Origin of the sequence: Serratia sp. 2723 (assembly GCF_050434425.1) — a bacterium.
GTDB lineage: Bacteria > Pseudomonadota > Gammaproteobacteria > Enterobacterales > Enterobacteriaceae > Chania.
The window spans coordinates 12,283-34,656 of sequence record NZ_JBNDIN010000017.1 but is presented as its reverse complement, the minus strand read 5'-3'; the positions used below and the strand labels follow the sequence as shown (position 1 = coordinate 34,656).

Genomic DNA, 22,374 nt, shown 5'->3' with positions numbered 1-22,374 from the left:
TCTAGGGTGCCTCCATGCTGACCGCCCACTCCAGGCGGCGTTCTATATTTGCCCGCACCGTTGAGCGGCCACTTAAGGCAAACAACATCAAGGAGTTGCCATCGCGCCCTGCAATCTGGCTGACAGAAAAAGACTCAATCCGGACCTCTTCCTGATCGAGCAAACGTTCCCAGCCGCTGCCCTGACACTGGGTCACACCGCTTTGCCCCTCCAGCCCGCCTGCCCGCAGGCGGTAACCAAAATACTCGGCATCGCCACGGCTTTCCCAGTTGCCATTGCGGTTAAGATCGTAGGCCACGATCACACAACTGCCCGGAGCTTCACCCGCTGCATGGCTAATCAGCAGCGAACGCCCCTGACACTGTCCGGCACAAAATCCGCTGCGGCGCAGGTCTTTTTCAATCCCGAAAGCCAACTGGCGTAACACCAGATCCAACCGATAATGACGGCCCATATCGACCGTCTGCTGACGCAGTATCGGTAAGGTTTTCGCCGCCGCCAATGCAATCAGGCTGCCGAATGTCATCGCCAACAGCACCTCCGGCAGGGTAAAGCCTTGTTCTAAGGTTCGCATAAGGGCAGGCTCCGGATGGGAGTTTCTTCACAGCACAACCGTAGCCGCCCTTTGGCGGAGAGCACCAGACGTATGCGGCCAGCCGGATTCCCTAACAGGATATGCCCGGCCTGCGCATTGTTGCGCACCCCATAAAACCCCATCTCCTTTTGGGTATAACCTTGTAACTCCACATCCAGGTATTCTGGGGTAAAGGCCCGGTCCACCACGGCAGCACAAGATGCCACCTGCGGGCCACTGCCTATGCACCAGATTTTGCCAGGCCGAAACCACAATAAAGCGTTGCGGTTATGCCAGTTGGCATCGGCCTGTAAGCGCGTTAAAAATGCCAGCAGTTGCTGGGCGGTCTGCTCCAGCCGCAGCGCCTGTTGATAATGATGCCACTGGCTAACCCCCCAGGAGGTCAGCATCCCCGCCAGCACCATCACGATCAGCAGTTCGATCAGCGTCAGGCCTTGCTGGTGTTCGGGGCTATTTTTATCTCGGTTCATATGGCGAGTGTAATCAGCCAGAGGCACGATAAAAGGCACCTTTTCTCAGGCTGGAAAATGATGCGCAGAATTTTTAATTGGCAGGTAACAAGCTGGGGGAAATTGAGCACGGCTTCGCATTTTTGGCAATGCGGCACGGGCGCAGTTCACATTCCGCGCCCCGTTCAGCCGGGATTAGGAAAGAGGGCCGGATACGGCCCTCGGCAAATCAGATAGCGACAGGAGCCTTGATCGGCGGGTGCGGATCGTAGCCTTCAATCTCAAAATCTTCAAAGCGGTAATCAAACAGCGAGGCAGGCTTACGTTTGATCACCAGCTTCGGCAACGCACGCGGCTCGCGAGTCAATTGCAGTTGCGTCTGCTCCATGTGGTTGCTGTACAGATGGGTGTCGCCACCGGTCCAGACAAAATCGCCCACTTCCAGATCGCACTGCTGCGCCATCATATGGACCAGCAACGCATAGCTGGCAATATTGAACGGCAGACCGAGGAACACGTCGCACGAGCGCTGATACAGCTGGCAGGAGAGTTTGCCGTCCGCCACATAGAACTGGAAGAAGGCATGGCACGGTGCCAGGGCCATTTGATCCAGTTCACCGACGTTCCAGGCAGAAACAATAATACGGCGCGAGTCCGGATCCTGTTTCAACTGTTGCAACACGGTGCTTAACTGGTCAATCTGGCGACCATCCGCCGCCCCCCAGGCACGCCATTGCTTGCCATAGACCGGGCCAAGGTCGCCGTTTTCATCGGCCCATTCGTCCCAGATGCTGACGTTATTTTCGCGCAGATAGGCCACGTTGGTATCGCCGTTCAGGAACCACAGCAGCTCATGAATGATCGACCGCAGGTGGCATTTCTTGGTGGTCACCAACGGGAAGCCTGCCTGCAGGTTGAAACGCATCTGGTGGCCGAAAATCGACAACGTGCCAGTGCCGGTACGGTCGGCTTTAGGGGTGCCCTCGGCGAGCACTTTGTTCATCAAATCCAGATACTGTTTCATTTTTCCTCACGACTGTTGTGGCTGTGGACGACGGCGATACGCCCAGATCATCATAATAATACCGGCGAGCACCATCGGCACGGACAGGATTTGCCCCATGCTGATCACCCCGTCAAACAGGCCAAGCTGGGCATCCGGCTGGCGGAACGCTTCGACGATAATACGGAATGCGCCATAGCCAATCAGGAACAGGCCCGATACGGCCCCCATCGGACGTGGCTTGCGGATAAACAGGTTCAGAATGATAAACAGCACGATGCCTTCCAGCACCATTTCATACAGCTGCGACGGATGACGTGGCAACACGCCATATTCATTGAGCAGCGGCAGCAATTGAGGATTAGCGGCGGCGATGGCGATATCTTCCGGACGCGAGCTTGGGAATAGCATCGCCCAAGGCGTATCGGTGGTGACACGCCCCCACAGTTCACCGTTGATAAAGTTACCCAGGCGGCCAGCACCCAGACCAAACGGGATCAGTGGGGCAATAAAATCAGAGACCTGGAAAAAGCTGCGCCTGGTACGGCGGGCAAACCACAGCATCACCGCGATCACGCCAATCAGGCCGCCGTGGAACGACATACCGCCATCCCAGACTTTGAACAGGTAGAGCGGGTTATCCAGGAACAGCGGCAGATTGTAGAACAGCACGTAACCAACACGGCCACCGATAAAGACCCCAAGGAAACCTGCATACAGCATGTTTTCCACTTCGTCTTTGGTCCAACCGCTACCGGGCTTGTTCGCGCGGCGTACCGCCAACCACATGGCAAAAACAAAGCCAACCAGGTACATCAAACCGTACCAGTGCAAAGAGACCGGGCCGATAGAGAAAATCACCGGATCAAATTTTGGAAACGCCAGATAGCTAGTGCTCATCTATCACCACAATATGTCTGTTATTCATCCCCAAGCGGGGGCGGCAGGTGCCAAAAGCGGTGCAAAGCCCGGGCAACGGGAGCAGCGCATTGAGATGGCGCATCATAACATAGGCTTAACCACGTCCGGGCTTGCCGGCAGGGAAAAGTTCTGTAAAAAAATAGGTCGACGCTTAACGGACTGGGCAACGCCTAATCAGCGGCCACCGCGGATCAGCCCACCCATGCCACGCCGTTCCATGAACGCCGCCACCTGGTGGCGAACCTCGGTGGTCATCTGGGCGCTCAATACCCGCTGAGCCAGCCCTTGCGCATCTTCCAGTTCGATATGGCGCAACAGATATTTGATACGTGCGACGCTGCGCCCGTTCATGCTCAGATTACGGTACCCCATCCCCACCAGCAGCAGAGCACCCATCGGGTCTCCCGCCAGTTCACCGCACAGGCTGACCTGCAGCCCGGCAGCCGTCCCCTGCTCGATGATCAATTTCAGCACTTGCAACATGGCTGGATGCAGGCTGTCGTACAGCGAGGCAACGCGGGTATTATTACGATCCACCGCCAGCAGGTACTGAGTTAAATCGTTGGTTCCCACCGAGATAAAATCGACGCGTGCGGCCAGATAAGGGATCAGGAAGATCATCGACGGCACTTCCAGCATGACGCCAATCCGCGGCTTGGGAATGTCGTATCCCAGCATCTCTTCCACTTCTCGCCCGGCGCGATCGATCAGGCGTTTGGCCTCGTCGATCTCTTCCAGGCTGGTGATCATCGGCAACAGGATCCCCAGATTGCCGGTTCCCGCATTGGCACGCAGCATGGCGCGCACCTGGATCAGGAAGATTTCTGGCTGATCCAGCGTAATGCGGATCCCCCGCCAACCGAGGCACGGATTTTCCTCGCTGATCGGCATGTAGGGCAGTTGCTTATCAGCACCGATATCCAGCGTACGCAGCGTCACCGGCTTGTGCGGATAGAAGAGTTGCAGCATGCCCTGATATTGCGCCACCTGCTCTTCTTCCGACGGGAAGCCGCTTTGCAGCATGAACGGGATCTCGGTGCGGTACAGGCCAACGCCGTCCACGCGCGCGCCCAGCAACTGTTCATGTTCCGGGCTAAGGCCGGCGTTCAGCATCACCTGGATCCGCTCACCGCTTTTCAGCTCTGCGGGCTGTTCAACGTCGTCTTCCGCCAGCTTGCTGAGCTCCAGCTCTTCGCTGATCAGACGTTGATATTCCTTCACCAGCACCGGTTCCGGATCGACCAGCAGCTCGCCGCGATAGCCATCAACAATCAGCATTCGCTGGGCCAACAGCGCAGGCTGGATGTCTGCTCCCATCACCGTTGGCACCCCCATGGCTCGCACCAGGATCGCGGCATGGGAGTTGGCAGCACCGTCACGCACTACCACGCCAGCCAGGCGATCCTGCGGCACTTCGGCCAACAGGGTCGCTGTCAGCTCATCGGCGACCAGCACAAAACGGGCGGGCCATTGGCTGGCCCCTTGGGTGGTATCGTCAAGGTGAAATAGCAGACGTTGGCCAAGCGCACGCAGATCGCTGGCACGCTCGCGCATATAGGTATCTTGCAAGGTAGCAAACTGGGCAGCGAAGGCTTCAATTACCTGTTTTACCGCCCATTCGGCCACCGAACCGGCATCGATCTCCGCGTACAGCTCACGTTTGAGGCGGGCATCGTTGAGCAGGTGGGAATAGAGATCGAAGATCGCCGCGCTCTCTTTTTGCGAGCTGGCGCTAAAACGCTTACTGAAGCGGCGGAACTCTGCCCCAGCCTCTTCCAATGCCTGGGTCAGGCGTTCGCGCTCGCTGACGGTATCCAACGTAGAGGCTTTATATACCTGATCGAGTGAAGGCTGGCTGCTATCTAACCAGCCCTCTGCTACCGCCACACCAGGCGCCGCAGCCAGCGCCCGAATACGAGTCTGGCGATACTGGCCAAAAATGGCGTTTAGCTGTGATAGCGAGAGGATCCCGGCCATTTGGGTGGCCAGAGTAACCATAAAGGACTCTTCGCTTTCGTCAAACTGCCGCAGTTCACGTTGCTGCACCACCAACACGCCAAGCAGTTGACGGCGATGAATGATCGGCACGCCAAGGAAGGATCGGAAACGATCCTCTTTGACCTGCGGAATATATTTGAAGCTGGGATGGCTTTGGGCATCCGCCAGGTTGATCGGCTCTGCCCGCCGCCCGACCAGGCCGACGATGCCTTCGTCAAAGGCCAGGGCAATAGTTCGCCCACGGGGCTTTTTCAACCCGCGCGTCGCCATCAGGTAATAACAGCGGCGGTCGTTGTCTGCCAGATAGATGGAGCAGACTTCGGTGTCCATCGCCAGACAGGTTTCATTGACCAAAAGATCCAGCGCATCTGTCAGACTGGCCGCCGCGGCCACTTTCTCAACAATTTCTCGCAAGCGCGTGAGCATAGTCGGTTTGACTTAACCTCTCTTTCGGCGATAGGCAGGAGGCTGCCGCTGCGCTGCCAGTTCCTGCATTGGCATGACGGTTGCGGCAAACTCTTTCATAACCCGGCGGTACACGTCGCGTTTAAACGACACCACCTGGCGCACCGGATACCAGAAACTCACCCAACGCCAGCCGTCAAACTCCGGCGTACTGCTGCGCTGCATGTTGATATCCGCGTCATTGCACATTAACTGCAGCAGAAACCATTTCTGCTTTTGGCCGATACAAACCGGCTTTGTGTCCCAACGCACCAAACGTTTTGGCAATTTATAGCGCAACCAGTTGCGGGTTGAGGCCAGGATACGCACATCCTTTTTACTCAATCCCACTTCTTCGAACAGCTCACGGTACATCGCCTGCTCAGGCGTTTCGCCAGGGTTTATTCCCCCTTGGGGAAACTGCCAGGAGTGCTGACCGTAACGGCGGGCCCATAGGACCTGCCCCTGACGATTACAGATTACGATACCAACATTCGGGCGGTAGCCATCATCATCGATCACCGGACTACCTCGATAAGCATAAATTCGTATTGATAACCTGATTGTTTCACACAAGCCACAGGCGGTAAACCACTGCTTTGCAGCGCCGTCGTTCGGATAACATTGGGATAACTCACAGATAATGGCAAAGTTATAAACATGTAGCGAGGTTAGAGGGCGGTTTTATTCACTTTTTCTGTGGATAGGTGTGTGAAGAACTCTAGGGATAAGCCGGGAAAACTCGATTGAACTTAAAATCCGCCGTATTTTTGATTTTTTATTACTCCTTTAAATACAACGCAATAGAGACTTAAAAGCAGTTATAAACAGGGTGAAAATGTGATCTATGCACGCTTTGGATCTTTCTCTGGCGAAAGATCCACCAATGCGGATTTTATCCACAGATTATTATACCCTGCGACCTATAAAACCGCCAAATTCGTAAAAAATGCCCCGCGTCAAGGCTGTAAATCAAACCAGTGATCGGCAAAAAGTTGGGTTATCCCAGAAATCTGTGGATAAATAGGTGTAAGATCCTGTTTATTGTCGGTGGCTACAGGTGCACAACCCCGCACTGAAAATTTTACACAGCGATTTACTAGCCAAAAAGTCATGTAAAATCATGCTACTATTGCTGTTTTCCCCAGCCTGCTTTTCCCTTTTAAGGCTGTGAGTAAATTCGGTACATTTTTTAACCAGAATTCATAGGTCTGATTTATGGCATGTTTATCCCCGCTGCCGCCAGAAAACGAGCAGCAATTATTGGCCCGTGCTCAGGCGCTGGCTGGCTTTAACCTTGGCGAACTGGCAGCCCGCGCGCAGGTCAGCATTCCCAAGGATCTCAAACGGGATAAAGGCTGGGTCGGCATGCTGCTGGAGTTGTATCTGGGTGCCATGGCGGGCAGCAAGCCTGAGCAGGATTTCCCAGAGCTGGGCATTGAATTGAAAACCATCCCGGTCGACGCCGCCGGTAACCCGCTGGAAACCACTTTCGTTTGCGTAGCCCCACTGACAGGCAATAGCGGCGTGACTTGGGAAAGCAGCCACGTACGCCACAAACTGGCACGCGTGCTGTGGATCCCGGTGGAGGGAGAACGACAAATCCCGTTGGCACAGCGCCGCGTTGGTTCCCCGCTACTGTGGCAACCCAATCAGGAAGAAACCGAGATGCTGCGCCGGGATTGGGAAGAGCTGATGGATCTTATCGTGCTCGGCCAGGTTGAGCGGATCACCGCCCGCCATGGCGAAGTGCTACAACTGCGGCCAAAAGCGGCCAACAACAAGGCACTGACCGAAGCCACCGGTGAACAGGGCCAGCCGATCCTTACCCTACCGCGCGGCTTCTATCTAAAGAAAAACTTTACCAGGGCACTGCTGGCCAGGCACTTTACGCTTTGATTAGCTCTCCGCCCCTGTTTTCACTGTTATTTTTCCTTACACAGATGGGATACGTCCGAAGACCATCTTTGGCAGAGTTTGCTACTCTATTAGGACAATTATTCCAGGCAATGCAAAGGTGCAAGGCATGAAAAAATGGGTTATGGCTATTTCCGCCCTGTTGATGGTCGCTGGATTAGCGGGCTGTTCCAGCGACTATGTGATGGCCACCAAAGACGGCAATATGATCCTCACGCAGGGAAAGCCTAAAATCGATAAGGATACCGGCCTGATCAGTTATCAGGACGAGCAAGGCAACCAGCGCCAGATTAACGGCGATCAGGTCACGCAGGTTATCGAGCGTTAAGCCAGCCCCGGCCCCTGACAGATTAACAATCAGGGGCTTAGCCTTAGCCCCGGCAGTTATATTCCTCTTTCACCATCTTCCTGGCTTGGTTATAGTCAAGTAAGGCGTGTTACGCCGTTGGATCTCTGGCTTCTGTTTTAGCGGGCATCACGCCCGTAAGCGCTAACATTGAAGGAAGGCCGTTAATGCAATACCACCGTATTCCCCACAGTTCTTTGGAAGTGAGCGTGCTGGGACTGGGCACCATGACCTTTGGCGAACAAAACAGCGAAGCCGATGCCCACGCACAGCTGGATTATGCATTAGCCGCTGGCATCAATCTGATTGATACCGCAGAAATGTATCCAGTACCGCCGCGCCCGGAAACCCAAGGACTGACAGAGCAGTATATTGGCAGTTGGATCAAGGCGCGCGGCAACCGCGACAAAATCGTGCTGGCCAGCAAGGTCTCCGGGCCGATCCGGGGTAATGACGCAGGCATTCGCCCACAGCAGGCATTGGATCGCAAAAATATCCGCGTCGCCCTGGACGCCAGCCTGAAACGGTTAAATACCGATTATCTGGATCTCTACCAGCTACACTGGCCACAGCGCACCACCAACTGTTTCGGCAAGCTCAATTATCAGTACACCGATGAGAAAGCCACCATCCCGCTGTTGGAAACCCTGGAAGCGTTAACCGAGCAGGTCCGTGCCGGCAAAATTCGCTATATCGGCGTCTCTAACGAAACCCCTTGGGGCGTGATGCGCTACCTGCAACTGGCAGAAAAGCACGAACTACCGCGCATCGTATCGATTCAGAACCCCTACAGCCTGCTAAACCGCAGCTTTGAGATCGGTCTGGCAGAGATTAGCCAACATGAAGGCATCGAACTGTTAGCCTATTCCAGCCTGGCCTTCGGTACGCTGTCGGGTAAATACCTCAACGGTGCCAAACCCGTCGGGGCGCGCAACACCCTGTTCAGCCGCTTTACCCGCTACTCTTCGGCCCAGAGCCAGGCGGCGATCGCCGAATACGTGGCGCTGGCGAAAAAACACGGTCTGGACCCTTCACAGATGGCTCTGGCATTCGTGCGCCAGCAACCGTTCGTTGCCAGCACCTTGCTGGGTGCCACCACGCTGGAGCAGTTGAAGATAAATGTCGACAGTTTTGACGTGGTGCTGAACGAGGAGGTGTTGCAGGCCCTGGAAGAGATCCACAGCCGCTTCACCATTCCAGCGCCATAACGGATATGGGGGCGCAGCATGCTGTGCCCCCATGTATCAAGCCGTTAGGCTTTCGAGCGGAACTGAGATATCCACAGTACGGTGATGGCAAGGCCGAACACGACGCCAAAACCGATCCCGACGCCGATCACCGGCACGCCTAATTTGACCACCAAAGAGTAGAGGCCAAGCATCAGCAGCATGGCGGTGTTTTCACCCAGGTTCTGTACCGCGATGGCATTCCCTGCCCCAACGGAGCGTTTGCCCCGCTCTTGCAACAGCGCATTCAGCGGCACCACAAAGAAGCCACCCAGCACACCAATCACCAGCAGCACACCATAAGCATTCAGCATGCTGGTTTGCAGCGCAAAGAAGACCACGGCGATACCGATCAGGATCCCGGCAGGCATACAGCGCTTAACCGTTTCCAGCGTCACAAGGCGGGCTGCCGCCCCGGCCCCGACCACGATGCCTATTGCCACCATCGCGTTGAGCATGGTTGGCGTGGCGTTATCGCTAATGCCCAGCGCCACCGGCACCCACAACACCAGCAGGAAGCGCAGGGTGACACCAGCGCCCCAGAACAGGCTGGTACCGATCAGTGAGAAGCGGGTTTGGCCATCGCGCCACAGCACTACACAAGCGTTGAAGAAAGTGCTCCCCATGACGCGTGGATGCCAGGAAACCACCTTATGGGCAGCAGGCAAGCGCGGGATATAGAGGTTAGCGACGACCGCCGCGCCGTAAACCACGGCACACACCGCCAGTGCGGCCACGATATGCCAGTCTGCCAGCAGGCCACCGGCTACCGACCCCACCAGGATGGCAGCAATGGTGGAAGCCTCCATCAGACCGTTGGCCTTCACCAGCTTATCGCCGCTGGTGATCTCACCCAGGATGCCGTACTTCGCGGGTGAATAAGACGCAGCCCCGATGCCGACCAGGGTATAGCCCAGGAACGGGTTCAGCCCAAAGCAGATCACCAGCGCACCGGCCAGCTTCAAGCCGTTGGCGACCATCATCACCCGGCCTTTGGAGAAGCTGTCGGCGATCTGGCCCACAAACGGAGCCAGGATGATATAGGTGGCCACGAAGGCCATTTGCAGTATCGGTTGGCTCCAATCGGGGTACATTTGCTGTTTGATCAGCGCCAGGGTAGCAAACAGCAAGGCGTTATCGCCGAAGGCTGAGAGAAACTGGGCACAGATCACCGCGATCATTGAACGTGACAGCAGTGGGAAATCAGTTGCATTCATTATGCCTTCTCCGGCTGTTCAGCCATTTGGCGCAAAGTAACGAAATCCGGTTTGCCGCTGCCCAGTAACGGCAGCGCCTTCACCAGGCGAATATCGCGTGGCACCGCCAGCTCCGGGGTGCCCTGCTCACGAGCCACCCGCAGCAAGCTATCACGGGTAATGCTGGCGTCGTTGGTAAACAGCACCAGCGCTTCGCCTTTGCTGCTGTCGCTTTTCACCGTGGCCGCATGCAGCCCTTCCGGTGACAGGCGCACCGCCAACTGTTCCACGCTCTCCAGCGAGATCATTTCCCCCGCCAGTTTGGCAAAGCGCTTCACGCGGCCACGAATGGTGCAATAACCCTGTTCGTCGAAGCTGACAATATCACCGGTATCGTACCAGCCAGCTTGCAGCACGCCGTTTTCGTCCTCGGCTGCCGGAGCTTCCAGCTCGCCTGGGCGCTCAACCCGTAGGTAGCCCTTCATGATGTTCGGGCCTTTCAATTGCAGACGGCCACCGTTATCGATCCCGGTCATCTTGATCAAACGTGCTTCCATCTGCGGCATAATGCGGCCTACGGTGCCAACTTTGGCCGCCAGGGGCACATTGATCGACACCACCGGAGCACACTCCGTGACGCCATAGCCTTCTAAAATGCGGATGCCGTATTTGTCCTGATAAATCTGTTTGGTGCTTTCGGCCAGTTTCTCGGCCCCGGCCACCACATAGCGCAGGCGGGCAAAATCATAAGGATGGGCGAAGCGAGCGTAGTTGTTGAGGAAGGTCGCCGTACCAAACAGCACGGTGCAGTTGCGGTCATAGACCAGTTCCGGCACCACGCGATAATGCAGCGGGCTTGGGTAGAGGAATACCCGACTACCGGTCATCAACGGGGTGATCAACCCGACAGTCAGGCCGAAAGAATGGAACAGCGGCAGCGAGGACATAAAGCGATCGCGCGGGGTGAAATCCGCAATGGTTCGGATCTGCTCCACGTTGGCCAGCAGGCTGGCATGGGAATGCACCACGCCCTTCGGATGGCCTTCCGAGCCGGAGGTAAACAGGATCAGCGCCGCATCCTCTGGCTGCTGTGGCACCATTGCCTTTTGTGGCTGGAACAGGTGACGCAGGATCCACAGCTTATCGTCGCGGGTGACGGTATCTTTCAAATCTTCCAGATAGACCCAGTTGGCTTCCGGCACCTGCTCTGGCAGGTGTGTCAGTTTGCCCTTTTCCAGAAACTGGCGCGAGGTGACGATGGTTTTAATAGTGGCCGCAGTCATCGCGCTTTTCAGCCCGTTCACACCGGCGGTGTAATTGAGCATCGCCGGGATCCGGCCACGCAATGAAGCGCCAAAGATGGCGGCAGCGGTAATAGTGGCATTGGGCAACAGCAGGCCAACATGCTCTTTCGGCGCGGTAAAGCGTTCCAGGATGCGGCTGATGCCCAGCGATTTTTTGAGCAGCGTATGATAGCTGTCTTCCTTGAAGCCCACGTCTTCGATGCAGGGCTTGAAGCGGCCATAGCGATGCTGCGCGGCCAACAGCGCAGCGAACAGGGTTTGTGGTTTGCGGGTATCCATGCGCGCCTGCATCATGATCTGATGCAGCCTGTCACCGGCCAACTGCCGGCGTTGACTGGCTTTTGGCGCATCTGGCATCGGTAAAGTGGTTGGCGGCAGAATGCTGATGGTGGTCTGTGGGAAGACGCGGAGCTTAAACACCCCGGCCATACGGCCAAACACGCTGAACTCCGGGCCATCGATACGTACCGGCACGATGGTGGCGCCAGATTTGGCGGCGATAAAGGCCGCCCCGTCGTAGATCTTCATCAATGAACCGGTCACCGTAATGCGCCCTTCCGGGAACACCACGATCGGCCTGCCCTGCTCAACCATGCGCACCAGATGCTTGATAGCCATCGGTTTGGTGGGGTCCAGTGGCACAAAATCGATATAGGGCTTCAGCCAGCGCATAAACCAACGTTCGGAAATGCTGGAGTAAACGGCAAACACCGGTTTGATCGGTAAGAACAACGCCAGCAGCGCGCCATCCATGAAAGAAACGTGATTCGGGGTGATCAGCAGTTTCTGCTGCTCAAAATGCCTGGCGTCGCCTTCGACACGAACACGAAACATCAGGCGAAACAGTGCACGTAACACGGTATATATCATCCCACTCTCCCTCGGGGTTGATGGCCTTAAAAATGGTCTGGGGGAAGGATACTATACGGCGGGGAAAAAAAAACCTACGCATCCGCGTAGGTTGGTGCAATTGAAAATGGCTTCAACATACAGAGTATGTCGATTGCTCACCAATCAATACCTCTGGGACAATCAATTTACCCCGCCACGCCAAACTCTCGCCAGCGGCCAATCGCAACAGTCAGGCGCAAAGTGTAACCAGCGATGTAGTTTTGCCTGTGATAGACATGGTTATGAAACTATTGAAAAACCTCAACCAACCCGGATCGTTGGGGCACCGCACGCTGCACCCGTTAACCATGGATCCGCTTGGGGGCGAAAAGGTGAATTTAAAAGCCATAAATGCAACGCTCACCACAAGTTAACGATATCAGCCCTTGCGGCGCGCGATTTTTTCCGCAAAACTGAGGAATGTAAGCGATTACCCAGGAAGTGTTGCAGATATGGCCACGATTAAGGATGTTGCCAGGCTGGCGGGTGTTTCCGTCGCCACGGTATCCCGCGTAATAAATAACTCCCCAAAAGCCAGCGAAAGTTCACGGACCGCCGTGCTGGCCGCCATGGAGGGATTGCAGTATCACCCCAACGCCAATGCCCGTGCGCTGGCACAGCAATCCACCGAAACCCTGGGCCTGATTGTCTCTGACGTTTCCGATCCCTTCTTTGGCGCCATGGTAAAAGCCGTGGAGCAGGTGGCCTACGCCACCCATAATTTTCTGCTGATTGGTAACGGTTACCATAATGCCGAAAAAGAGCGCCAGGCCATTGAACAACTGGTACGCCATCGCTGTGCGGCATTGGTAGTACATGCGAAGAAGCTGACCGACGATGAGCTGACCGTCTGGATGCGCCAGATCCCGGGCATGGTGCTGATCAACCGTACGCTGCCTGGATTTGAGTCCCGCTGCGTAGCGCTTGACGATCGCTACGGTGCCTGGCTGGCCACCCGCCATCTGATCCAGCAGGGCCACCAGCGGATCGCCTTCATCTGCTCCAACCATCAGATTTCAGATGCTACCGATCGATTGCAGGGCTACCTGGATGCCCTGGAAGAACACGGTATTGCGGTGGATGAGAAGCTGGTTGCCTACGGCAAGCCGGATGAGATTGGCGGCGAGCAGGCCATGACCGAGTTGCTGGGCCGTGGCAAGCCGTTTACCGCCATCACCTGCTATAACGATCCGATGGCCGCCGGGGCGCTTTCGGTGCTCAGTGATAACAGTGTGGACGTTCCGGACCAGATTTCGCTGATTGGTTTTGATGACGTGCTGATTTCGCGCTATCTGCGCCCGCGCCTGACCACTATCCGCTACCCGGTGGTGGCGATGGCGACGCAAGCAGCAGAGCTGGCATTGGCGCTGGCCAACAACCAACCGCTACCGGAGATCACCAATATGTTCAGCCCGACGCTGGTACGCCGCCATTCGGTCGCCAGCATCAATAACGCTTTCGAGCAGAACTAGTCTAGCCGGCGGTGGTAGAGGCGCACGGGGCGATCCGGGTACTCCAGCGCCTCCCCGATGTGCTGCCAGCCATGGCGTTCGTAATAACCGCTAAACTCGGCATACAGATACAGTTCCTTGAACCCGGCCCGGCGGCTGTACTCCTGCACATATTGCTGGAGCTGCAACCCCAGCCCGCTGCCGCGCTGGCTCTCTTCAACGTAGAGCGCGGCCAGCCACGGCGTTAAATCCTGGCGGCTGATCAAATCACAGCGCCACAGCCCCACGGTGCCTACCGGCTTGTCATCCAACAGGGCGATAAAGGTGATCGGCAAACCTTCATGCCGCAGGCTGCTGGCCACCACGCTGGCAAAGAATTCCCGGCTGTTTTCGCTGCCAAACGCCTGCCACTGCCAGTCGATAATCTGTTGCTGATACTGCGGATAGTCCGCCAGATGCACAATACGAAACACGCTAACCCCCCGGAAAAATGCCTTAAACACCGGCACCGTCAGTTTACGCCAATCAATGTATGGGTGCCTCAACAACATAGGTTGCTGAATTTGTAGGGGTCGAACATGTTCGACCCGATCTCACCCTATGCTAGACTCAGCAATATTTACCGCAGCGGACGTTGAAAGAGGGTAGCCATTGATGATCACCATGTTGGATGTTTCCCTGCGCGCGGGGGTGTCCAAAGCCACGGTTTCCCGTGTTTTAAATGGCACCGGCCAGGTGAAGAAGAGCACGCGTGATGCGGTGTTCAAGGCCATGGATGAGCTGGGCTACCGGCCAAACTTTCTCGCCCAATCGCTGGCCAATAAAAGCTCCAACAGCATTGGGCTGGTGGTGTCCAATTTTGATGGCCCCTACTTTGGCCGTTTGCTGCGCCAGGCCGCCAAACTGATCGAAGCCAGCGGCAAGCACCTGATCGTCACCGACGGCCACGACACGCCAGAAGATGAATTGCAGGCGGTACGGCTGCTGGCGGATCGCCGCTGCGACGCGATTATCCTGTACACCCGCTTTATGGGCGAAAGTGCCCTGATGGAGTTGCTGGAAGACCTGCCGGTTCCGGTGATGGTCATTAACCGCGATCTGCCGCAGGCCCGTGAACGCTGCGTGTTCTTCGAACAGCAACAGGCCGCCTTCAACGTGGTGGATTATCTGATCCGTCAAGGGCACCGTGAGATCGCCTGCATCACCGGGCCGATCGATACACCCACCGCCCAATCCCGCTTGGCGGGTTATCGTCAGGCGTTGGAACACCACCAGGTTGCGTTCAATGATGCCCTGATCACCAACGGCGACAGCAGCGTACCTGGCGGATACCTTAGCTGTAAGGCTCTGCTGGCTAGCGGCAACGCATTCAGCGCGCTGTTTGCCAGCAACGATGATATGGCTATCGGCGCGATGAAGGCCCTGCACCAGGCTGGCAAACGCCTGCCTGAGGACGTTTCGCTGTTTGGTTTCGACGATGAGCCAAGCGCCGCCTATCTGCAACCGGCATTGTCCACCGTCTACCTGCCGATCGACGCGATGATCGAAGCGGCGATCGCCCAGGCCCTGCGTCTGATCAACGGCGAAGCGCTGCAACCGCTAACGCCGTTTGTCGGTGAGTTAAAACTGCGTGAGTCCGTGGTGCCTGGCCCGCACGCGCGTTAATGTCAGCTTAAAGCAGCTCCAGCCCGATCAATTCTTCAATCGTCTGGCGGCGACGGATCAGGCGAGGCTCACCGTTTTCAAACAGCACTTCCGGCAGCAGCGGGCGGCTGTTGTAGTTGGAGGACATCGACGAGCCATAGGCCCCGGTGTCATGGAACACCAGATAATCCCCGACCCGCACCTGCGACAACGGACGGGTTTCAATACCGCCACCCGCCTGCTGGGTAAACACATCACCCGACTCACACAGCGGCCCGGCAATCACGGTGTCTTGCAGCGGTTGATTATCAGTATTGCGCCCGTCGGCAGGCAGCAGGGAGATATGGTGATAGCTGCCGTACATCGCCGGACGCATCAGATCGTTGAACCCAGCATCCACCAGGACAAAGTGGCGGCTGCCCATCTGTTTTACCGAACGCACTTCCGCCACCAGTACGCCCGCTTCCGCCATCAGGAAACGCCCCGGCTCGATTTCCAGCTTCACCGGATGGCCCAGATGTGCGGCAACCCGCTCACGCGCACGATTCCACAGGCCATAATAGTGTTCGGTATTGATCGCCTCTTCCCCTTGCTGATAAGGGATGGAAAGGCCGCCACCGGCGGAAATAGCCGTAATGTCCTGCCCCAGGGCGATCACCTGCTGCACCATGGCATCACACACGCGCTCCAGGTGCTGGTAATCCACCCCGGAACCGATGTGCATATGCAGCCCGATCAGTTTCAGACCGTATTGTTGCACCTTGGCGACCGCCTGTGGCAAATCGGCATACCAGATACCGTGCTTGCTGTTTTCTCCGCCGGTATTGGTTTTCTGGCTATGGCCATGGCCAAAACCAGGGTTGATGCGTAGCCATACCGGATGCCCGGCAGACACCTGACCAAGCTGCTCCAGCATATCGATAGAACCGGCGTTGACCGGAATTTTCAATTCGCTGACGCGCGCCAGCGTGGCGTGATCCAGCACATCGGCGGTAAACACAATGTCTTCGCCACCCGGCTCAAAACCGGCTTTTAACGCGCGCTCGATCTCCCCCAGCGACACCGAGTCCACCTTGACGCCCTGCTCGCGCATCAGGCGCAGAATATGAATATTCGAGCAGGCTTTCTGGGCAAAACGGATCACGTCAAAGTGCTGCAACTGGCTGATACGCTGGCTGATGATAGCCGCATCATAGGCCCAGACCGGGCAACCAAAGCGTGGGGGCAGCGCCAGCAGATTAGCGGCGTTCAGGGCGGTAGAGGTGTCGTTCAAAGCGCGTGGCATGGGTCAGTTCTCATAATCAAATTTTCCACCATCATGCCGCAGCGGCCCCGGTGTGAAAAATATCTATTTCGCCATAGTCTATTCATTTATGATATGGCCTTCCCCCTCCGTGGAGTTTCGCCATGTACGCCATTACCCTGCGCCAGATTGAAATTTTCCACGCGGTGATGACCACCGGCAATCTGACCGAAGCGGCGGCGCTGCTGCAAACCTCACAACCGACCGTCAGCCGCGAGCTGGCCCGCTTCGAGAAGCTGATCCAATTGCAACTGTTTGACCGCGTACGTGGCCGCCTTTACCCGACGGTGCAGGGCTTGCGGCTGTTTGAAGAAGTGCAGCGCTCTTATTACGGTCTGGATCGCATCAAGAATGCGGCCGCCGGTATTCGGCAATTCCAGCAGGCGCAGCTTTCCATTGCCTGTCTGCCGGTGTTTTCCCAATCGCTGCTGCCTGCCGTGTGCAAACCTTTTGTCGATCGCTATCCAAAGGTGAGTTTCAGTGTGATCCCGCAGGAGTCACCGTTGCTGGAAGAGTGGCTTTCGGCACAGCGCCACGATCTGGGCCTGACGGAAAATACCCTGACGCCCGCTGGCACCGAGCGCATGACGCTGATGACGATGAATGAGGTGTGTGTGCTGCCTGCCGGGCACCCATTGCTTGCGAAAAGCACGCTGACGCCGCAGGACTTCAACGCAGAAAACTTTATCAGCCTGTCGAGCACCGACAGCTACCGGCAACTGCTGGACGCACTGTTCCATGAACAAGGCATCGAGCGCCGGATGGTGATGGAGACCCACAGCGCCGCCTCGGTGTGTGCGATGGTCAAGGCCGGGGTGGGCATTTCTATCGTCAACCCGCTGACCGCGTTGGATTACGCCAATAATGGCGTTCATGTGCGGCCCTTCAGCGTCGAGGTGCCGTTTACCGTGAGCCTGATCCGTCCGCTGCACCGTCCCTCTTCCGCGCTGGTCACCACCTTTGTGCAGCACTTGCAGCAGCAGGCGCAACGGTTGCCAGCCCGCCTGGCTTCGGTGATCCAACGCTAGCGCAGCGTGGCACGCCAGCCAGGATCGGTGGCAAACCATTCCACCAGGAAGTCCAGCATGGTACGCAACGTGGCAGGCATTTGGCGGCGCGAGGTGTAGATGCCGTAGATCCCCATCGTCTGTGATAGATACCCCGGCAGCAGTTCCACCAACTCCCCCTTTGCCAATAGTGGCGCAGCGGAATAGTAAGGCTGCATCGAGATCCCCGCCCCTTGCAGCGTTCCTGCCAACAGCACCACCGACTCGTTGGCGCTGAGGTTGCCGCTGACCGCCACCGCCGACTTCACGCCTTGCTCATCAAAGTGCCACAGGCTTTTCCCAAAGTAGGAATAGGTCAAGCAGTTGTGCAGGGCTAAATCCTGCGGGTGGCGCGGGGTGCCATGAGCGGTCAGATAGGCTGGAGATGCACAGATCACCGAAGCGCAGTTGGAAAGCGGCCGGGCAATCAGATTGGGATCCAGCTCATTGGTGATGCGTAACGCCAGATCGATCCGCTCCTCCACCAGATTGACCGCTCGGTTATTCATTTGCAGATCCACCGCCACCTGAGGATGACGCTTCAGGTACTGCGCCACCGCCCCCACCAGCGCCGTTTGGCCAAGCGATTGCGAGCAGCTGATGCGCAGCAGGCCACGTAAATCGTCACTCTGCTCGTTTTCCACCAGATCGATATCTTTCGCTACCGCCAGCATTTGGCGGCAACGTTCCAAGGTGCGCTCTCCGGCATCGGTCAGGCTGAGCCTGCGCGTAGTGCGGTGCAGCAGCCGCGCCCCGGCCCACTGTTCCATCTGCGCCAGATAGCGCGTCACCATAGCCCGCGACATCGCCAGGGTATCCGCTGCCGCAATCATGCTGCCTCGTTCGACGATAGTGACAAAAACCTCTGCGGCGGTAATGCGATCCATAATTCGCTCGATTTACGCAATGAATAGTTGCTTATTATCCGGTTTTTCTCCCGTTCTATGCAACCTATCATCTGGCCAACGACAACAAATACCCAAAAGGCACCTGCACATGTTTAAGAAATCATTACTGACCCTGGCCGTAACCGGCTTAGTTTCACTCAGCACCTTCGCCAATACGGCTAATACTCTGACCCTGGAAGTGTACAACCCAGGCGAAAAGAGCGTATTCCCGGTCTCTTCCGAGATTGTCAGCGGCCCACACGAAGTGGCGCTGATCGATGCCCAATTCCAGCGTAACGACGCGCAGGAGCTGGTGAAAAAGATCAAGGCCACCGGTAAGAAGCTGACCACGGTCTATATCAGCCATTCGGATCCGGATTTCTATTTCGGGCTGGACGTGATCAAAGCCGCCTTCCCTCAGGCAAACATCATTGCCTCACCGGAAACGATCAAGGCGATCAACGCTACTCAGGCAGGCAAACTCGCCTATTGGGGGCCGATCCTGAAGGAGAATGCGCCGAAAACCGTGATCGTGCCGCAGCCGTTGCAGGGCAGCAGCTTTAGCATCGATGGCCAGCAGGTCGAAGTGAAAGGTCTCAATGGCCCAACGCCAGACCGCACCTTTGTGTGGATCCCATCGTTGAAAGCTGTGATGGGTGGCGTACCGGTGGCCGGTGACAATATTCATCCGTGGATTGCGGATAATCAGACCGTCGAGTCACGCGCTCATTGGCAGCAAACGCTGGAAAGCATCAAGGCGCTGAAACCGCAGGTGGTGGTTCCGGGGCACTTCCTGCCAGGAGCGGCGCAAACGCTGGAATCGGTGACCTTTACCCACAATTACCTGACCACGCTGGAAAGCGAGTTGCCAAAAACCAGGAACTCCGCTGAACTGATCGCGGCCATGCAGCAGCACTATCCAAAACTGCACGATGGTTCTAGCCTGGAACTGAGCGCCAAGGTACTGAAAGGCGAAATGAAGTGGCCGCAGTAAAGCGGTAGGAGCAAAAACATGACGACCCTGCATTACATTTTCGATCCGCTGTGCGGCTGGTGTTACGGTGCAGCACCGCTGGCCAAGGCCGCGCAGGCTATTCAGGGCCTGACCGTTGCCCTGCACGCCGGTGGCATGATGACCGGCAATGCCCGCCGAACCATCAACGAGGAATGGCGCAATTACGTGATGCCGCATGACAAGCGGATTGCCGGGCTAACCGGCCAGCCTTTCGGCGACGATTACTTCAACGGGCTGCTGCGAGACACCACGGCGGTGATGGACTCTGAGCCACCGATCGTTGCGATCCTGGCCGCTGAACAGCTCGCCGGACGGGGCCTGGATATGCTGCACCGCATTCAGGAAGCCCACTACCGGGAAGGGCGACGTATTGCCGATGCGCCAGTGTTGGAAGCGCTGGCGAAAGAGTTGGGCCTGGATCCTGCTGCCTTTATTGCCGAGATGCGTTTGAACAGCGGCGCGCCAACGGCACAGCATATCGCCGACAGCCGCGCACTGCTCGCCAAAGTCCGTGGGCACGGCTTCCCAACCTTTGCCCTGGAGGATGATCAAGGACGTCTATCCCAGATCCCCGTGCAGGAGTATTTGGGGAATGTTGCAGGCTGGAAAGCATTACTGAAAGATGCCGTGAAATAAATCTGCCGGGGCGAGCACATGTTCGCCCCGAACATAGTTGTAACAATTTCATTTTGTGTTGTGATTTGCCGCCGCGCCAAAAACACCTTCGCCTTACTCTACTCAACGTTACTAGCGCTCGTTTTATCTCTGCTGTATTGCAAATAATGAGCCACGTCAAAACTGCTTACATGTGGCGGTTTGTTTGTTACCAACCTCGTGCCCATGCTAGAAGAAAACGATACCTTCTGGATTTTTATGAACACGAGCACCACACAAAAACGGGCCGTCTGGCAGTTAATCAGACCCTTTTGGGTTTCGGAAGAAAAATGGCGTGCCTGGGCAATGCTGATCGCCATCGTGGGCCTATCCCTGGGGCTGGTCTATATCAGCGTGCTGATCAACCAGTGGAACCAGGTGTTCTACGATGCCCTGCAAAATAAAAACTACCCGGTGTTCAAAGCCCAGCTGTGGCGCTTTACCTATCTGGCGTTGGCTTTCATCGTGCTGGCGGTCTACAAAATCTACCTGACCCAGGGCCTACAGATGCGCTGGCGGAGCTGGATGACGGAAAAATTTATGGGCAAGTGGCTGGCACACCAGGCCTATTACCATACCGAACAACAGCAGATTATCGATAACCCCGATCAGCGTATCTCTGACGATCTCAACGTCCTGACCCAGTACACCTTATCTTTATCGCTCGGCCTGCTCTCCAGCCTGGTGACGCTCTGTTCGTTTATTACCATTCTCTGGCATATCAGCGGGCCGATGACCTTTGTGATCGCCCAACATACCATTACCCTGCCCGGTTATATGGTGTGGTTTGCCCTGTTGTACGCGGCGCTGGGATCGTTGCTGATCTGGTGGGTCGGCAAGCCGCTGGTTATGCTCGGCTTTAATCAGGAACGCTATGAGGCGAACTTCCGTTTCGGGCTGATACGTATCCGTGAAAATAACGATGCCATCGCGCTGTATCACGGTGAGCCACGCGAGAAGCAGCAGCTAAGTAACCGCTTTGAGGCCATCCGCAGCAACTGGTGGTCGATCATGCGCATCACCCGGCGGCTGAATATCGCCAGTAACTTCTACGGCCAGTTTGCCATTGTCTTTCCGCTGCTGGTGGCGGCACCTCGCTATTTCTCCGGTGCGATCCAGATGGGCGGGCTGATGCAGATCTCCTCCGCGTTTGGCCAGGTGCAAGGCTCGCTGTCATGGTTTATCGACGCGTTTTCCAATCTGGCCACCTGGAAAGCCTGCGTTAACCGTCTGGCTGGCTTTAACGCAGCGGTGGACGAGGTGCATAACCAGCCCCGTGGCATCAGCCTGAAACAGGAAGACCACTCACCGCTGATGCTGCGCGAGGTTGGCCTTACGCTGCCCGATGGACAGCCTCTGTTAAGTGCAGCAACCATGACGCTGCAACGCGGCGAGCGCGTACTGGTCGTCGGCCCTTCTGGCTGTGGTAAATCTACGCTGCTACGTGCCATTGCCGGGATCTGGCCTTACGGTTCGGGTGAGATCGGTATGAACGGCCAGCTCTCTACGCTGTTCCTGCCACAGCGCAGCTATATTCCGATCGGTACGCTACGTGAAGCGCTGAGCTATCCACATCAGGATAAAGACTATAGCGATGAGCAGTTGTTGAAAGCCTTGGAAAACTGCCGGCTGAAGCACCTGCAACGCTGGCTGGATACCAGCGCCAACTGGAGCCATCGCCTTTCACCGGGCGAGCAGCAGCGGTTGGCGTTTGCACGTGCGATCCTTACCCGTCCGGATGTGCTATTCCTGGATGAGGCCACCAGCGCGTTGGATGATGAAACCGAGCAATTGATGTATTGCCTGCTGGTTGACGAACTGCCGGAGGTCACGCTGGTCAGCGTGGCACACCGCAACAGCGTGGCGAAATATCATCAGACCTGCTGGCGTTTCAGCCGTGACGAACATGGCCCGGCCCAGATGGCGCTTAGCCCGTTGCCGATGCCGAGTTAGTCCCAACATGCCCCCTCACCCTAACCCTCTCCCACAGGGAGAGGGAACCGAGCGCGTTTAGCTGAAAGTATCGTGATTCTTCATAAGCATCGACTGATTCACCTTGGATAAGGAAGCGGTCGAGGTTGCTG

Annotated in this window: 20 protein-coding genes; 9 read left to right on the top strand and 11 right to left on the bottom strand. The window is 56.6% G+C overall.

Annotated features, from left to right (window positions below; translation table 11 throughout):
- Position 1 precedes the first annotated feature (1 nt).
- The 6 genes from ABIE29_RS20680 to rppH form a co-directional block, all read right to left on the bottom strand.
- Complete coding sequence (locus tag ABIE29_RS20680) at positions 2-574, bottom strand: prepilin peptidase-dependent protein (RefSeq protein ID WP_429620877.1); 573 nt, start codon at positions 572-574, stop codon at positions 2-4.
- Positions 562-1,065 (bottom strand): prepilin peptidase-dependent protein, encoded by a 504-nt coding sequence (locus tag ABIE29_RS20675; RefSeq protein ID WP_429620993.1) that lies wholly within the window; start codon positions 1,063-1,065, stop codon positions 562-564. The genes ABIE29_RS20680 and ABIE29_RS20675 overlap by 13 nt, the downstream gene beginning before the upstream one ends.
- Before the next feature lie 208 nt (positions 1,066-1,273).
- Positions 1,274-2,068, bottom strand: coding sequence for a thymidylate synthase (gene thyA, locus ABIE29_RS20670; protein ID WP_429620875.1), 795 nt, complete (start codon positions 2,066-2,068; stop codon positions 1,274-1,276).
- A gap of 6 nt (positions 2,069-2,074) precedes the next feature.
- On the bottom strand, positions 2,075-2,947 hold the full coding sequence (gene lgt / locus ABIE29_RS20665) for a prolipoprotein diacylglyceryl transferase (RefSeq protein ID WP_429620873.1): 873 nt from the start codon (positions 2,945-2,947) through the stop codon (positions 2,075-2,077).
- A 195-nt stretch (positions 2,948-3,142) separates the two neighbouring features.
- The gene (gene ptsP, locus ABIE29_RS20660; protein ID WP_429620871.1) at positions 3,143-5,392 is read right to left on the bottom strand and encodes a phosphoenolpyruvate--protein phosphotransferase; all 2,250 of its coding nucleotides are present in this window, start codon (positions 5,390-5,392) and stop codon (positions 3,143-3,145) included.
- A gap of 12 nt (positions 5,393-5,404) precedes the next feature.
- Entirely contained in the window at positions 5,405-5,932 is a 528-nt protein-coding gene (gene rppH / locus ABIE29_RS20655) for an RNA pyrophosphohydrolase (RefSeq protein WP_021179868.1), read from the bottom strand.
- A gap of 696 nt (positions 5,933-6,628) precedes the next feature.
- Here rppH and mutH point away from each other — a divergent pair.
- The 3 genes from mutH (at position 6,629) to ABIE29_RS20640 (ending at position 8,881) form a co-directional block, all read left to right on the top strand.
- Positions 6,629-7,309, top strand: coding sequence for a DNA mismatch repair endonuclease MutH (gene mutH, locus ABIE29_RS20650; RefSeq protein WP_021806136.1), 681 nt, complete (start codon positions 6,629-6,631; stop codon positions 7,307-7,309).
- A 127-nt stretch (positions 7,310-7,436) separates the two neighbouring features.
- Positions 7,437-7,655, top strand: a complete 219-nt coding sequence (locus tag ABIE29_RS20645) for a YgdI/YgdR family lipoprotein (RefSeq protein WP_429620869.1) — start codon at positions 7,437-7,439, stop codon at positions 7,653-7,655.
- Between the two features lie 185 nt (positions 7,656-7,840).
- On the top strand, positions 7,841-8,881 hold the full coding sequence (locus tag ABIE29_RS20640) for an NADP(H)-dependent aldo-keto reductase (protein ID WP_429620867.1): 1,041 nt from the start codon (positions 7,841-7,843) through the stop codon (positions 8,879-8,881).
- A gap of 44 nt (positions 8,882-8,925) precedes the next feature.
- Here the strand turns inward: ABIE29_RS20640 and lplT are convergent, their stop codons facing one another.
- Both lplT and aas read right to left on the bottom strand, forming a co-directional pair.
- Entirely contained in the window at positions 8,926-10,116 is a 1,191-nt protein-coding gene (gene lplT, locus ABIE29_RS20635; protein ID WP_429620865.1) for a lysophospholipid transporter LplT, read from the bottom strand.
- A complete protein-coding gene (gene aas / locus ABIE29_RS20630) occupies positions 10,116-12,269 on the bottom strand; it encodes a bifunctional acyl-ACP--phospholipid O-acyltransferase/long-chain-fatty-acid--ACP ligase (protein WP_429620863.1) in 2,154 nt (717 codons plus the stop codon). The genes lplT and aas overlap by 1 nt, the downstream gene beginning before the upstream one ends.
- Positions 12,270-12,742: 473 nt before the next feature.
- On the opposite strand from aas, the gene galR reads away from it, so the two are divergent.
- A complete protein-coding gene (gene galR / locus ABIE29_RS20625; RefSeq protein ID WP_429620861.1) occupies positions 12,743-13,762 on the top strand; it encodes an HTH-type transcriptional regulator GalR in 1,020 nt (339 codons plus the stop codon).
- On the opposite strand, the gene ABIE29_RS20620 is transcribed toward galR, so the two are convergent.
- Positions 13,759-14,214, bottom strand: a complete 456-nt coding sequence (locus ABIE29_RS20620; RefSeq protein WP_429620859.1) for a GNAT family N-acetyltransferase — start codon at positions 14,212-14,214, stop codon at positions 13,759-13,761. The two genes, galR and ABIE29_RS20620, sit on opposite strands and share 4 nt — an antisense overlap.
- Positions 14,215-14,395: 181 nt before the next feature.
- Here ABIE29_RS20620 and ABIE29_RS20615 point away from each other — a divergent pair, with 181 nt between their 5' ends.
- Positions 14,396-15,406: a LacI family DNA-binding transcriptional regulator gene (locus tag ABIE29_RS20615; protein WP_429620857.1), complete on the top strand. Its 1,011-nt coding sequence runs from the start codon at positions 14,396-14,398 to the stop codon at positions 15,404-15,406.
- 7 nt (positions 15,407-15,413) lie between these two features.
- Here the strand turns inward: ABIE29_RS20615 and lysA are convergent, their stop codons facing one another.
- Complete coding sequence (gene lysA, locus ABIE29_RS20610; protein ID WP_429620855.1) at positions 15,414-16,670, bottom strand: diaminopimelate decarboxylase; 1,257 nt, start codon at positions 16,668-16,670, stop codon at positions 15,414-15,416.
- A 122-nt stretch (positions 16,671-16,792) separates the two neighbouring features.
- On the opposite strand from lysA, the gene ABIE29_RS20605 reads away from it, so the two are divergent.
- The gene (locus tag ABIE29_RS20605) at positions 16,793-17,716 is read left to right on the top strand and encodes a LysR family transcriptional regulator (protein WP_429620853.1); all 924 of its coding nucleotides are present in this window, start codon (positions 16,793-16,795) and stop codon (positions 17,714-17,716) included.
- Here ABIE29_RS20605 and ABIE29_RS20600 read toward each other — a convergent pair.
- Complete coding sequence (locus tag ABIE29_RS20600) at positions 17,713-18,621, bottom strand: LysR family transcriptional regulator (protein ID WP_429620851.1); 909 nt, start codon at positions 18,619-18,621, stop codon at positions 17,713-17,715. The two genes, ABIE29_RS20605 and ABIE29_RS20600, sit on opposite strands and share 4 nt — an antisense overlap.
- A 109-nt stretch (positions 18,622-18,730) precedes the next feature.
- Between ABIE29_RS20600 and ABIE29_RS20595 the strand changes: the two genes are divergently transcribed.
- The 3 genes from ABIE29_RS20595 (at position 18,731) to ABIE29_RS20585 (ending at position 22,243) form a co-directional block, all read left to right on the top strand.
- Positions 18,731-19,615, top strand: a complete 885-nt coding sequence (locus ABIE29_RS20595; RefSeq protein WP_429620849.1) for an MBL fold metallo-hydrolase — start codon at positions 18,731-18,733, stop codon at positions 19,613-19,615.
- An 18-nt stretch (positions 19,616-19,633) separates the two neighbouring features.
- Positions 19,634-20,272 (top strand): DsbA family protein, encoded by a 639-nt coding sequence (locus tag ABIE29_RS20590; RefSeq protein ID WP_429620847.1) that lies wholly within the window; start codon positions 19,634-19,636, stop codon positions 20,270-20,272.
- 237 nt (positions 20,273-20,509) lie between these two features.
- Positions 20,510-22,243 carry an ABC transporter ATP-binding protein/permease gene (locus ABIE29_RS20585; protein WP_429620845.1) on the top strand — a complete coding sequence of 578 codons (1,734 nt, stop codon included), beginning with the start codon at positions 20,510-20,512 and terminating at the stop codon, positions 22,241-22,243.
- Positions 22,244-22,374 lie beyond the last annotated feature (131 nt).